This is a genomic window from Chryseobacterium daecheongense, assembly GCF_003729955.1.
GTDB lineage: Bacteria > Bacteroidota > Bacteroidia > Flavobacteriales > Weeksellaceae > Chryseobacterium > Chryseobacterium daecheongense.
Genome location: NZ_RJTX01000004.1, coordinates 406,000 through 418,601, shown reverse-complemented (window position 1 = coordinate 418,601; position 12,602 = coordinate 406,000). Strand labels below are relative to the sequence as shown.

10 protein-coding genes are annotated in these 12,602 nt (G+C 37.6%); 4 read left to right on the top strand and 6 right to left on the bottom strand.

Annotation, left to right across the window (positions count from 1 at the left end; all coding sequences use genetic code 11):
- Nucleotides 1–41: 41 nt before the first annotated feature.
- The 6 genes from fabF to EGI05_RS15240 form a co-directional block, all read right to left on the bottom strand.
- Complete coding sequence (gene fabF / locus EGI05_RS15265; protein ID WP_123263892.1) at nucleotides 42–1,283, bottom strand: beta-ketoacyl-ACP synthase II; 1,242 nt, start codon at nucleotides 1,281–1,283, stop codon at nucleotides 42–44.
- A gap of 2 nt (nucleotides 1,284–1,285) precedes the next feature.
- Complete coding sequence (locus tag EGI05_RS15260) at nucleotides 1,286–1,711, bottom strand: PaaI family thioesterase (protein ID WP_123263891.1); 426 nt, start codon at nucleotides 1,709–1,711, stop codon at nucleotides 1,286–1,288.
- 11 nt (nucleotides 1,712–1,722) lie between these two features.
- Entirely contained in the window at nucleotides 1,723–2,991 is a 1,269-nt protein-coding gene (locus EGI05_RS15255) for an acetyl-CoA C-acetyltransferase (RefSeq protein ID WP_123263890.1), read from the bottom strand.
- A 10-nt stretch (nucleotides 2,992–3,001) separates the two neighbouring features.
- The gene (locus EGI05_RS15250; RefSeq protein ID WP_123263889.1) at nucleotides 3,002–3,607 is read right to left on the bottom strand and encodes a TetR/AcrR family transcriptional regulator; all 606 of its coding nucleotides are present in this window, start codon (nucleotides 3,605–3,607) and stop codon (nucleotides 3,002–3,004) included.
- Nucleotides 3,608–3,717: 110 nt separating this feature from the next.
- Nucleotides 3,718–4,134 carry an OsmC family protein gene (locus EGI05_RS15245; RefSeq protein WP_123263888.1) on the bottom strand — a complete coding sequence of 139 codons (417 nt, stop codon included), beginning with the start codon at nucleotides 4,132–4,134 and terminating at the stop codon, nucleotides 3,718–3,720.
- An 89-nt stretch (nucleotides 4,135–4,223) separates the two neighbouring features.
- A complete protein-coding gene (locus tag EGI05_RS15240) occupies nucleotides 4,224–5,090 on the bottom strand; it encodes a helix-turn-helix domain-containing protein (RefSeq protein ID WP_123263887.1) in 867 nt (288 codons plus the stop codon).
- A gap of 167 nt (nucleotides 5,091–5,257) precedes the next feature.
- Here EGI05_RS15240 and EGI05_RS15235 point away from each other — a divergent pair, with 167 nt between their 5' ends.
- The 4 genes from EGI05_RS15235 to EGI05_RS15220 all read left to right on the top strand — a co-directional run bounded on the left by EGI05_RS15235 (nucleotide 5,258) and on the right by EGI05_RS15220 (nucleotide 12,569).
- Entirely contained in the window at nucleotides 5,258–6,136 is an 879-nt protein-coding gene (locus EGI05_RS15235) for an AraC family transcriptional regulator (RefSeq protein ID WP_123263886.1), read from the top strand.
- Nucleotides 6,137–6,578: 442 nt separating this feature from the next.
- Nucleotides 6,579–9,512: a SusC/RagA family TonB-linked outer membrane protein gene (locus EGI05_RS15230; RefSeq protein WP_123263885.1), complete on the top strand. Its 2,934-nt coding sequence runs from the start codon at nucleotides 6,579–6,581 to the stop codon at nucleotides 9,510–9,512.
- A gap of 11 nt (nucleotides 9,513–9,523) precedes the next feature.
- Entirely contained in the window at nucleotides 9,524–11,155 is a 1,632-nt protein-coding gene (locus tag EGI05_RS15225) for a SusD/RagB family nutrient-binding outer membrane lipoprotein (protein WP_123263884.1), read from the top strand.
- Between the two features lie 118 nt (nucleotides 11,156–11,273).
- Nucleotides 11,274–12,569 carry an MFS transporter gene (locus EGI05_RS15220; protein WP_123263883.1) on the top strand — a complete coding sequence of 432 codons (1,296 nt, stop codon included), beginning with the start codon at nucleotides 11,274–11,276 and terminating at the stop codon, nucleotides 12,567–12,569.
- Nucleotides 12,570–12,602: the final 33 nt, after the last annotated feature.

The window sequence follows — 12,602 nt, the reverse complement described above, 5'->3', positions numbered from 1 at the left end:
AAACACAAACATCTGCGTCATCTGCTCAATCAGCGGGAAATTTATTCAAACTTCTTAAAAATCAAAGACGCATTATGTCCTCCAAACCCGAAAGCATTACTCAGTGCAAAATTGATCTCCTTCTCTTTCGCTTCTCCAAAAACAATATTCACTTCTTTCGGAACATTTTCATCAATATGTTCCACATTGATCGTTGGCGGAATAATCCCGGTTTGGATTGCTTTTATCGATAAAATCGCTTCTGCTGCACCTGCTGCCCCTAATAAATGTCCCGTCATGGATTTGGTGGCACTGATGTCTAGATTTTTACTTCCTTTGAATACATTGTTAATTGCCTTCAATTCAATCAGATCTCCGATCGGAGTTGAGGTTGCATGAGGATTAAGATAATCAATATCTTCCGCATTGATTCCTGCCTCTTTCAAAGCTAATTGCATGGCTTTAATAGCTCCGACTCCATCCGGATGTGGCGCTGTCATGTGATAGGCATCAGCGGTCATTGCTGCCCCCACCAACTCTGCATAAATTTTGGCACCTCTTGCTTTTGCATGTTCATATTCTTCTAGGACCAAAGCTCCTGCACCTTCCCCCATTACAAACCCATCTCTATGGGCATCGTAAGGACGGCTGGCTGTTTTAAAGTCATCATTTCTTGTAGACATGGCTTTCATGATGGAAAAACCACCCACTGAGGCTGGAGTAATAGCCGCTTCGGATCCTCCGCTAATGATTACTTTTGCTTTTCCAAGACGGATATAATTGAAAGCATCCATTAAAGCCGTATTTCCAGTAGCACAGGCAGAAACAGTGGTATAATTGATTCCCCGAAGCCCATATTTCATGGAGATCATTCCTGAAGCCATATTGGCGATGAACTTTGGAACAAAGAACGGATTGAAACGAGGCGTTCCGTCGCCATTTGCAAAATCCATGACCTCATTTTCAAAAGTCTGCATTCCACCCTGCCCTGTTCCCCAGATCACACCGGTATCAAAAGGATCCATATTTTCCAGATTTAACCCTGAATCCTGGATGGCTTCCGCGGCTGTATACATGGCATATTGGGTGAAAAGATCACTTCTTTTGATTTCATTATGATTTAAATGGATTTTCGGATCAAAGTCTTTGACTTCACAGGCAAAGTGAACTTTGAATTTCTCTGTATCAAAATGTTTGATCAGGTTGGCTCCGCTTACTCCATTAATACTGTTTTGCCAATAATCTTCTACGTTGTTTCCCAAAGGTGTTACGGCTCCAAGTCCCGTTATGACAACTCTTTTCATACTTAGCTATTAATTTTAAATAAATTAGAGGTTCCTCTTGCGATCAGTCTGGTTTTGTCTGTATTCCAGATTTCGCAGTGGGCATTTACAAATTGCTTTCCTCTTTTAATAATTTTAGTTTCGGCTACAATAATATCATTTTCTTTTGCAGTTGAAAAATAATCGATCACATTATTGATGGTGGTGATGAATGAATTTTCATTCAAGGAAAACATGGTGGCTCCGATGACATCATCAATAATAGCAGCAGTTACACCTCCATGAAGATTGCCGATCGGGTTCAGCCATTCCGGCCTTACAGTATATTGAAATTCCAAATGTCCTTCTTCTGCGAAAACAATAATAGGATTCAGCCATTTCATGAAAGGGGAAGGGGATTGATCAAATTCCTTTCCGATAAATTGCTGTAATTGTGCTAATCTGTCCATATTTTCAATTTTTATTTTTCTAAAATCATCGTTACACCCTGTCCTCTTGCAGCACAAATGGAAATAAATCCTTTTCCGCTCCCTTTCTCATTGAGCAATTTGGATAGAGTTCCAATGATTCTTCCTCCCGTTGCGGCAAAAGGGTGGGCCGCAGCAAGACTTCCTCCTTTTACATTTAATTTATCCCTGTCAATTTTTCCCAAAGCTTTTTCAAGTCCGAATTTTTTAGCCAGGTCATCGTTTTCCCAAATTTTTATGGTTGCCAATACCTGTGCTGCAAAAGCTTCATGAATTTCGTAGTAATCAAAATCTTCAAGGCTCATTCCCGCCTTTTTCAACATTCTATCTGCTGCAAAAACCGGAGCTAGAAGTAAATTGTGTTTATTTTCCACATATTCAATCCCTGCAACCTCTGAAAAAGTAATATAGGCTAAAATGGGTAAATTATTAGCTTTTGCCCACTCTTCACTGGCCAATAACACCGCAGAAGCGCCATCTGTAAACGGAGTGGAATTTCCGGCAGTCAATGTCCCGTTTTGTTTATCAAAAGCAGGTTTTAATGAAGCCAATTTTTCCAGGCTTGTATCACGGCGCAGATTATTGTCTGTATCTAAGCCAAAAGCCGGAGAGATCATATCATCAAAGAAACCTTCATCGTATGCTTTTGCCATATTCTGATGGCTCTTTAAAGCTAGCTGATCCTGTTCTTCACGGGAAATCTGGTAATATTTGGCCGTAATTTCTGTATGCTCTCCCATAACCAGCCCTGTTTTCGGTTCCTGGCCTTTGTAAGGAATCGGCATCCAGTCTTTCAGCTTCGGACTTAACAATTGTTTTAATTTTCCAAAAGCTGATTTTTCTTTATTGGCTTTTAATAATGCCTTTCTTAATCTTGGGGAAGATTCAAAAGGGATATTGCTCATCGCTTCAACACCACAGGCAATTCCGCTTTCAATTTGCCCTAAGGCTATTTTATTTCCGATATAAACAGCTGCTTCAATTCCTGTGTCACACGCTTGCTGAAGATCACAAGCCGGAGTCGCGGGGTCCAGTGAAGTGTTCATCACTGATTCTCTGATGAGGTTGCTTTCGGAAATATGTTTGATTACAGCACCACCTGCAACTTCTCCAAGAAGTTTTCCTTTCAGATGATAACGATCGATAAGGCCGTTTAATGCAGCAATCAATAATTCCTGGTTTCCCTGGTCTGCATAAGCGGTGTTGATTCTGGCAAACGGAATTCTGTTGTATCCTACGATGGCCACTTTTTTTGTTTCCATAGATTAAAATTTATGATGGAATAATAGTGAGTTCATGATCAATAATGATAAGTATCCGGTCTAAAGCAAGTTGCAGATACTTTTCGTCTCCTGTGGTTTTGGAAAGTAAAATGCCTCCTTCAATAAGCATAATAAAAAGTGCGGCGTATTCGTCCGCATTAAGTTTCGGATTGAGCTCTTTGTTTTTTTGACCTGCTGAAATAACGGCTGCAATTTTTGATGTCCATTCCTCAAACGATTTCTTAACCTGGTCTTTAAGAGTAGGAAAATTATCATCAGCTTCAGTGGCGGCGTTCATTAATGGACATCCTCCATTAAGAAAAACTGCTTTCCAGTTTTTTCTATAAAATGCCACAAAAGCATGTAGCTTGTCCAATGTTGTTGGAAATTCATCCCCGAATGAGCGGGCCATATTTTTACCCAATACCCCAGAATTATACTTGTAAACTTCAACGGCTACTTCATCTTTGTTTTCAAAGTTCCCGTAGATGCTTCCTTTGGTTAAACCTGTTGCTTGTGTAATATCTGAAAGCGACGTGGCGAGATAACCTTTGGTATTAAACAAAGAGGCGGTTTTCTCAATGATGAGCTGCTTGGTTTTTTCTGCTTTTGACATTTTCAATGAAAATATAATGCAAATATACAAATAAAATATACCGATCGGTATATTTTGGGTTAAAATAAATCTGAGCTGATACATTCAGCTCAGATTATTTATGAATATTATTAAGCTAAAGTAGCATTTAAAGTGATTTCAAAATTGAAAGCGGCACTTACCGGACATCCTTCCTCAGCAATTTTAGCATACTTCTGAAATTCTTCTTCAGTAATTCCGGGAACTTTCGCAGTTAAAGTCAATTCCGATTTTGTGATCTTTCCAATACTTGGGTCCAAAGTGATCACTGATGTTGTTTTTAATTCTTCAGGAGTGAAACCTGCTTGTGAAAGCTCTGCACTTAACTTCATGGTGAAGCATCCTGCGTGAGCGGCAGCCAATAATTCTTCGGGATTGGTTCCTACTCCGTCCGCAAAACGGCTGTTGAAAGAATATTGTGTTTCGTTTAAAGTAGTACTTTGAGTAGTTAAATGTCCTTTTCCTTCTTTAATGGTACCGTTCCAAACGGCAGTAGCGTTACGTCTCATAATGTTTTGTTTTTTTGTTGTTAATATCTATTGTTTTTGATGGTACAAAGTTATATCAGTTTTTGGTCAAAATAAATAGAGAAAAAGACTTAAATATTGTACTTTTTTCCCGAGTTGTAATTTTTCTTAAAAGTGGCAGGTGTGCTTCCTGTTTTGTTGGTAAAAAGCCTGTTGAAATAAGCAGGGTCTTCATATCCCAGATCATAAGCAATTTCTTTGATGGGTTTATCCGTATAAAATAAGAGTCTTTTGGCTTCCAGCAAAATCCTGTTGATAATAAGCTGATTGGGAGACTCAAGATTTAGGTTTTTAAACTTATGGGTTAACGTTTTTGGGGCTACATGAAGCAGATCGGCATATTCTGAAACATGATGCTTTTCTTTAAAATGAATTTCAAGATATCTGCTAAAATCCCGGAAAATATCCAGTTCACTGCCCGGAATTTTGATATGTTCAGTATCAATATTCTGTTTTTTCCATTTTCGTGTGGCGCGGATGATCAGCTGTTTCACATAGGTTCTTATCATTTCCTCGGCAGAAGAATCTTTCCATTCCAGCTCATTTTTTATATGTTGAAACAGCTCTTTGATAATAGATGCTTCTTCGTCCTCCAGTTCCACAAAAGGAATTTCAAAAATATTATGAAAAAGAAGCCCGTCGCAGGCCACTTCTTTATCATGAATCTGGATACAGTAAAAATCACGGTTATAATATAATAGAATGGCGCCTTCCTTTCCCTTTTCAATGGTAAAGTTTTGATTGGTTAAGAAAAATAAAGATGTTCTTTTGGGAGCATATTGTTTGAAGTCTACAGTAAGTTCATAGCCGGCGGGAATCAGAAGTATTTTGATATACGGACGAAATTGTCCGCTATTGATGATTTCAAGGTTTTTATTAGAAAAAACTTCAAATCCTAATTTCTTGTAATGATCTTCAAAAATAAGCGGTTGCGACATACATTTACTTTCGCTTAAAGATACAAAAAAGCATGATTTAATTTAGGTTGAGATAATGCAAAAAGAAGAGTACAACAAACCATAAAAATTCATATATTACCGAACAATATTTTTCCCTTTTTAAAAGCCTTGTATTTGATTTATAATTTAATTTTCTTCACAAAATAATGAGCAAGCTAGAAAATATTTTGAGAGAAATAACCCCGTTATCTCCCGAGGACAGTTTTCTTGTATTTGACCGGATAAAGGCATCATTTGATTTTCCGTATCATTACCATCCGGAAATTGAGATCAACTTTGTCTATAAAGGAAAGGGATACCGAAGAATGATCGGTGATCATACCGGGGAAATCGGAAATTTAGAACTGGTGTTGGTAGGGCCTAATTTACCACACTGCTGGGCGAATCACAAGTGTAAGAACAGGAAAACACATGAGATTACGGTTCAGTTCAATCAGGATTTTTTTAACCAGTCGGTAATGGAGAAGAATATCCTGAAACCTATTCATAATCTGATAAAGGAATCTATCCGGGGAATTTTATTTTCCCAGGAAACTGCTGAAAAGCTCAAGGATTCTTTTCTCAATTTATCCAAAATGAGCAGCTTTGAATCCTTTATTGAGATCATGAAAATTCTTAATGAATTGGCGATAGCTGAAAATAAAACGCTTTTATCTTCCTACAGTATAGAGCTTGAAACATTTGTGGATAATGATAAAATGAAAACCGTTCATGACTTTGTCCATAAGAATTTTGAAAATAAAATTACATTGGATGATGCGGCCGCTCTTGTAAATATGAGCAGTGTGACTTTCAATAGGTTTATTAAAAAAAGAACAGGAAAGACTTTTGTAAATTATCTCAACGAAATAAGAATAAGTTATGCGGCCCGATGGTTGATGGAAAAGAACCTTACCGTCTCTGAAACCGCGTTTGAAGCAGGGTTTAATAATATTGCAAATTTCAATAAGGTTTTTAAATCTATCAAAAAGACAACGCCGACAGAATTTAAAGAACTTTTTAAAGGAGTGAAAAAAATAGAGTAGTGTTTCGTTTTTATTTGTGAAAATATACTTTTAAATAAAACAGTCCGGATTTTAGAGATCCGGATTTGTTTTTTTATAACATCAAATACATCCTAATTATCAAAAAATGATATAAAAAGTTAAATAATTCTTAAAAAAATGGTCAAAATTTAGATGAATTTTATATTGTAGAGTTTTGTGTAAGTGATTGTTTATCAGGTACTAATTAGTGTTTTTTAAAAATAGCTGAAAAAATAATATCGTTTTATGATAAAATAACATTATATCTGGCTGGTTACAAAATTTAGATTTGTTAATGTGAATTAAATCTTAAGAAAACTTTAATTATTTGATGCATTTGAAACATTATGTTGATGGAAATGAGAGAATTGTTTTAAATGCATAAAAACATTTAAAGAAATATTAATGAATTATCACATAACCCTTAACTAATCTAATATTTATGAGAAAAATAGTTGTACCGGTTGTATTGGCCTTTTCTGTGTCTGGATATGCACAGGAAACAAAGGCTTCCGACACTGCTAAAACAACCAATATCCAAGAGGTTGTTGTCACATCTTTAGGGATAAAAAGGCAGGCTCGTTCACTTACCTACTCCAGCCAGCAGATCGGCGGAGATGATCTGACAGAAGTAAAAACTCCCAATCTTTTAAACTCTATCAACGGAAAGGTTTCCAACGTGCAGATCAACAAGACCAATGGTGGCGTCGGAGGATCTGTGAGAGTAGTGATGAGAGGGGATAAATCTACAAGAAACAGTCAGCCATTATATGTGATTGACGGTATTCCGATTATTAACAATACGGGAGTTACCGGAACAGGAGGCCCGAATGTTGACTATTTTAACTCAATGCCTGATACCGGAGACGTACTGAGTACTATCAACCCGGAAGATATCGAAAGCATTAACTTTCTTAAGGGAGCATCAGCTGCCGCTTTATATGGAGCTCAGGGAAGTAACGGGGCGATCCTTATTACCACTAAAAAAGGATCTGCCGGGAGAAGCAACCTTTCATACAGTTCAAGTTTGACATTTGACAGGGTGTATGATCTGCCGGAACTTCAGCACAGCTATCTTCAAACCACCCCTTATGATCCGGCCAATGGAAATACGGGATCATATGACAGTTGGGGAGCAAAGGGTTCTTCAAAAGATTATACAAAAGATTTTTTCCAAACCGGGGTTACCTGGATCAATAGTGTGAGCTTTCAGGCAGGTAATGAAAAATCAACCAGCTTTTTCTCATTAGGAAATACAACGAATAAAGGAATTATTCCTACTTCTAATTTAGATCAATACAACATCAATTACAGAACAACGAGTAAATTCCTGAATGATAAACTTGTTTTGGACGCGAATGTAATGGCGTCTTTACAAACTTCAAAAAACAGATTGTCTCCGGGGTCATATTTCTCCCCGATTACCAATCTGTATTGGTTACCAAGAGGAATAGACTTTGATCATTTTGCACAAAATTATTATTATTTTGATCAAACCAGATACCTGGATGCACAAAACTGGTGGGCTATAAAACCCAACGGTGAATTTGCAGATAATGAAACCCAAAACCCATACTGGATACTCAATAAGAACCCTGTAATTACTAAAAATAAAAATATATACGGTTCCGCAGCATTAAGCTATACCATTAATAACTGGTTAACTGCAAAAGTGAGAGGGAATTATAATTACTTTAACTCAGACTCTCAAAGAAATGTAGCTGCTTTTTCTCAGCCAACTGTTTTAGGAAGTAAGGATAGTAATGGGAAAATCTATAAAAACACTTTAGAGAAAACTACCATTTATGGAGATGCCTTGTTAATAGGTAATCCTAAAATCAATGATGATATTAGTTTAGACTTCACTTTAGGGGCAAGTATTTCCGATCTTAAATATAACATTACAACGATCGAAAATAATAAGCTTTTTGTAGCAAACCTTTTTGCTCTTAATAACTTAGATTGGGGTAATGAACAAGGTCAAGGAGTTTTTGGTAACGGAAGAAGCTACATTATCACCCATCCTCAGAGACAGGATCAGTCCGTGTTTGCAAGTGCGAGTCTTGGATATAAGAGCAAAGTCTATTTGGATCTGACTTTCAGAAATGACTGGTCATCTACATTAGCAGGAACAGGAAATAATGGAATTGACTATGAGTCAATAGGTGCGAACGGAATTTTATCTGAAATTTTCGATCTTCCACAGGCGATTTCTTTCTGGAAAGTAAGAGCTTCTTACGCTACCGTAGGGAATGCTTTGGATCCGACTTCAACTATTCCGCAGCCGGAATTCAATGCCGGAGTGATTACGGGATCTTATTCTTCAGCGCCAGCAGATGATGTAAGATTTCGTGATTTGTTCCCAAAACCTGAATTCAACAAGACTTTTGAAGCGGGTACAGAACTAAGAATGTTCAAAAACAGATTATCTTTTGATTTTACATTCTATAAATCGGTCGTTAGCAATCAATTTTTAAAAGGTGTTGATGCGGCAACCAACTTTGGAATGCAATCAGGTAAGGTTGATATTAATGCGGGTAAAATTGAAAACATCGGTTTTGAATCCAGCTTGTCTTACAAAGTGTTTAATAATGGAAAATTCAGCTGGATCACCACGCTTAATGCATCATCTAATAAAAATACCATCAAAGAACTTTTACCGTTGAAATATTATTCTGATCCCGAAAAACTTTTTGTTTTGACCGGAGGAGGTTTCAATATGCTGAAAGTAGGAGGTTCATTTGGAGATCTTTATGGAACAGCGTTTAAAAGAGACACACAGGGAAGAATCGTAGTAGATGCTAACGGAGTTCCGATTAAAGATAGTAATGAAAAGCAATATCTTGGAAATCCTAATCCTAAGTTTATGCTTGGATTGAATAACAACTTCAATATTGGGAACTTCAATGTAAGTTTCCTTGTAGACGGAAGATTCGGAGGCCAGGTTTTAGGATTCACTCAGTCGGTTAATGATGGATTAGGAGTGAGTCAGACGTCTGCCGATTCCAGAGATGCAGGAGGTGTTTCCATTCCGAACGCAGTCTATGAAAATGGAACTCCTTACACGGGATTAACAGATGCTGAACATTATTATAAAGTTGTTGGAGGAAGAGGGGGCATCAATGAAGCTTATATTTACAAGGCTACTGCTGTTAGATTAAGACAAGCTTCCATTGCCTATACTTTTAAAACTAACTCGAAAGTGTTTAGAGATGCTACATTAAGTATTATCGGAACGAATCTGTTCTTCTTCTACAAAGATGCTCCGTTTGATCCGGAACAGGTTTCCGGAGTGAATCCTGGTGGCGTAGGTGTCGATATGTTCGGAATGCCAATTACCCGTTCTTTAGGTTTCTCTTTAAAAGCTAACTTCTAATTACCTGAGATATGAAAAAAATAAATTCTAAGATTATTATTTTGAGTCTGGTGGCTGCATTATTTTCAGGCAGTTGCACTGATGATTTTGAAAATATCAACTCACAATATAGTGGTGTTACCAACGAACAATTACTTGCGGATTTTGTGGTTCTTACCAATCCGCTAAAACAAATGCAGAAAAATCTGCAGAGTCCTACCAACTGGATCTATCAGTTGCAAACCAACTTAAACGCAGATATGTACAGCGGTTTGTTCAGTACAGCTACTCCATACAATGGAGGTAAGAACAATACCACCTACTTTATTATGGATGGCTGGAATGAAAGAATCATGATGAATCAGCTGGAAGATGTCAATCAGCAGTATAAAAACTTCTTCAGAGAATCTGCGGAAAAATATCCGGGGGTAGACTTTTCTCAATCCAAAGCTATCCTGATGATTTTAAGAGTGATCGCTGCCCAAAAAGTGTCTGATGCTCATGGACCGGTGATCTATAGTAAATTTGAATCTCCCAATGCTAACGGAATTACCGATTTTGACTCACAGCAGGATGCTTACAACTATTTTGTTACAGATCTTAATAAAGCGATTCAGGCTTTGGCCGGAACTCCAAGTATTGAAGATAAAACAGTAATTCAAAAATCCGATGTAGTATTTTCCGGAAATACAGCTAACTGGGCGAAATTAGCCAATTCACTTAAATTGAGGCTTGCGATGAGATTAAGCTATGCAGATCCGGTAAAATCCAAACAATATGCAGAAGAAGCTTTATCTTCTTCAGTAGGTTTAATTGATGATAACTCTGAAAATGCACTAGTAAGCTATGGCGGAGCTTCTCCGTTGAATGATATCATTTATTCATGGGGGGACTGTAAAATCGGAGCACCTTTAATGGCATTTATGAACGGATTCCACGATCCTAGGATTTCTGCCTATGCTAAACCAGCTACAGATCCTGCGGCTTCTGGTCAGTACATCGGGGTAAGGCTGGGAGTGGATCTTGGGGGAAGTAAAGACCGTTATGGAGACTTTTCACAACCTATCGCAGCAGCGGCAACAGGAGATTATTTTTCAGCAAGCAATGGTAAAAATAAGATCTTTACCGCAGCAGAAGCATGGTTCCTAAAAGCAGAAGCAGCCATCAGAGGCTATGCCGGCGCAGGAGATGCAGAAGTCAATTACAACAAAGGGATAGAAATGTCATTTGGAGAATGGGGGAAAAGTTCAGGATATGCGACTTATGTTGCAGATGCTACTTCCACAGAAGCTCCTTATATAGATCCTAAAAATGCGTCCAATAATATCTTGGCAGGAAATCCAATGCTAAGTACAATTACCATCAAATGGAATGCTGGAGATACTTTCGAAAGAAAATTAGAAAGAATCATAACTCAAAAATGGATTGCTATTTATCCGGATGGAGCCGAGGCATGGGCAGAACAAAGAAGAACAGGATATCCTGTTATTTTCAAGAATATTCTGAATGACAGCCAGGGAACTATAAGTACGGATGTAATGATCAGAAGAATACCAATTCCGACCAAGTATAGAAATAATACGCTTAATTATCCTCAAGCCGTACAGCTCCTGGGCGGGCCGGATAACGGAGGTACTAAACTATGGTGGGATAAAAAAATATAATTCAAACCACTATATCAGATAAACTAGAAAGATGGAGGTTGTCTCAGATGCTCAATCACGGCATTTCATATAGTTTCTTTTTTTTGAGACTTCCTCTTTCTTTTATCTTTGTATTGACATGGGAAAAAAAAGCTTTGCAACGAATCGTATACAACCAATTTTGTGGATTTCAACATTGTATTTTGCAATGGGGATGCCTTTTGTTACTGTGAATGCAGTTTCAGGGATCATGTATAAAGATATGGGGATATCGGATTCGAAGATTGCTTTCTGGACGGCGCTTATTTTATTTTCCTGGACACTGAAGCCTCTTTGGAGTCCTTTTCTGGAAATTTATAAAACAAAAAAGTTCTTTGTCGTTTTTACCCAGTTTGCCATAGGAATTCTGTTTGCTTTGATTGCATTAAGTCTTCCTTTACCTGGATTTTTTAAGTACAGTATTGCCCTTTTTGCAGTTATCGCATTTTGCGGAGCAACCCATGATATTGCTGCGGATGGTACATACATCTACTTTTTGACTAATAAAGAACAAGCCCAATACATTGGTTGGCAAGGCGCTTTCTATAACCTGGCGAAGATTATCAGTAGTGGAATTCTGGTATATTTCGCCGGTGTTTTAGAAAAGACAAAAGGAATTACCCACGCATGGATGATCATCATGGGAGTATATGCACTCTTGTTTTTTGCATTAGCTGTTTATCATTATTTCCTTTTACCGAAAGAAAATAAGTCTGTGCAGGAAAAATTCGAGAAAACAGCAGGAAATGTTCGTCAAGAATTATGGGATGTGATTACCTCTTTCTTTACCAAACGGAATATTATAGGGTCTTTATTATTCATCGTTCTCTACCGTTTTGCAGAAGGATTTGCCATTAAGATCGCTCCATTATTCTTCAAAGCTCCAAGATCTTCAGGCGGATTGGGATTATCCACATCGGATATTGGGCTTATTTATGGAACGTATGGTTCTGGTGCATTTATTTTAGGATCTGTATTAGCGGGGTACTTTATTTCTGCCCGCGGATTAAAAAAATCATTGATATGGCTTTGTGCGGCATTCAATATTCCTTTTATAGTGTATGCTTTGCTGGCTTACTATCAGCCGGCCAATCTGTTACCTGTAAGTATAGCCGTTATAGTAGAATATTTTGGCTATGGATTTGGCTTTGTAGGATTGATTCTTTATATGATGCAGCAGATTGCTCCCGGAAAGCATAAAACAGCACATTATGCATTTGCTACGGGGATTATGAATCTGGGAGTAATGATTCCCGGAATGTTTAGCGGAATGATCAGCGATTGGGTGGGATATAAACTATTCTTCATCTGGGTTCTGGTGGCTACTATTCCCGCATTTATTATAACATGGTTGGTTCCTTTTCCATATCCCGAACAACAAAAAGAACAAGCTTAATCACAAATAACTTAAATAAAAAGTAAAAATACT

Bases quoted from the DNA above. Each gene is read 5' to 3' on its own strand.
- EGI05_RS15250 (WP_123263889.1), bottom strand. From the start codon at position 3,607: ATGTCAAAAGCAGAAAAAACCAAGCAGCTCATCATTGAGAAAACCGCC.
- fabF (WP_123263892.1), bottom strand. From the start codon at position 1,283: ATGAAAAGAGTTGTCATAACGGGACTTGGAGCCGTAACACCTTTGGGA.
- EGI05_RS15260 (WP_123263891.1), bottom strand. From the start codon at position 1,711: ATGGACAGATTAGCACAATTACAGCAATTTATCGGAAAGGAATTTGAT.
- EGI05_RS15240 (WP_123263887.1), bottom strand. From the start codon at position 5,090: ATGTCGCAACCGCTTATTTTTGAAGATCATTACAAGAAATTAGGATTT.
- EGI05_RS15225 (WP_123263884.1), top strand. From the start codon at position 9,524: ATGAAAAAAATAAATTCTAAGATTATTATTTTGAGTCTGGTGGCTGCA.
- EGI05_RS15255 (WP_123263890.1), bottom strand. From the start codon at position 2,991: ATGGAAACAAAAAAAGTGGCCATCGTAGGATACAACAGAATTCCGTTT.
- EGI05_RS15230 (WP_123263885.1), top strand. From the start codon at position 6,579: ATGAGAAAAATAGTTGTACCGGTTGTATTGGCCTTTTCTGTGTCTGGA.
- EGI05_RS15235 (WP_123263886.1), top strand. From the start codon at position 5,258: ATGAGCAAGCTAGAAAATATTTTGAGAGAAATAACCCCGTTATCTCCC.
- EGI05_RS15220 (WP_123263883.1), top strand. From the start codon at position 11,274: ATGGGAAAAAAAAGCTTTGCAACGAATCGTATACAACCAATTTTGTGG.
- EGI05_RS15245 (WP_123263888.1), bottom strand. From the start codon at position 4,134: ATGAGACGTAACGCTACTGCCGTTTGGAACGGTACCATTAAAGAAGGA.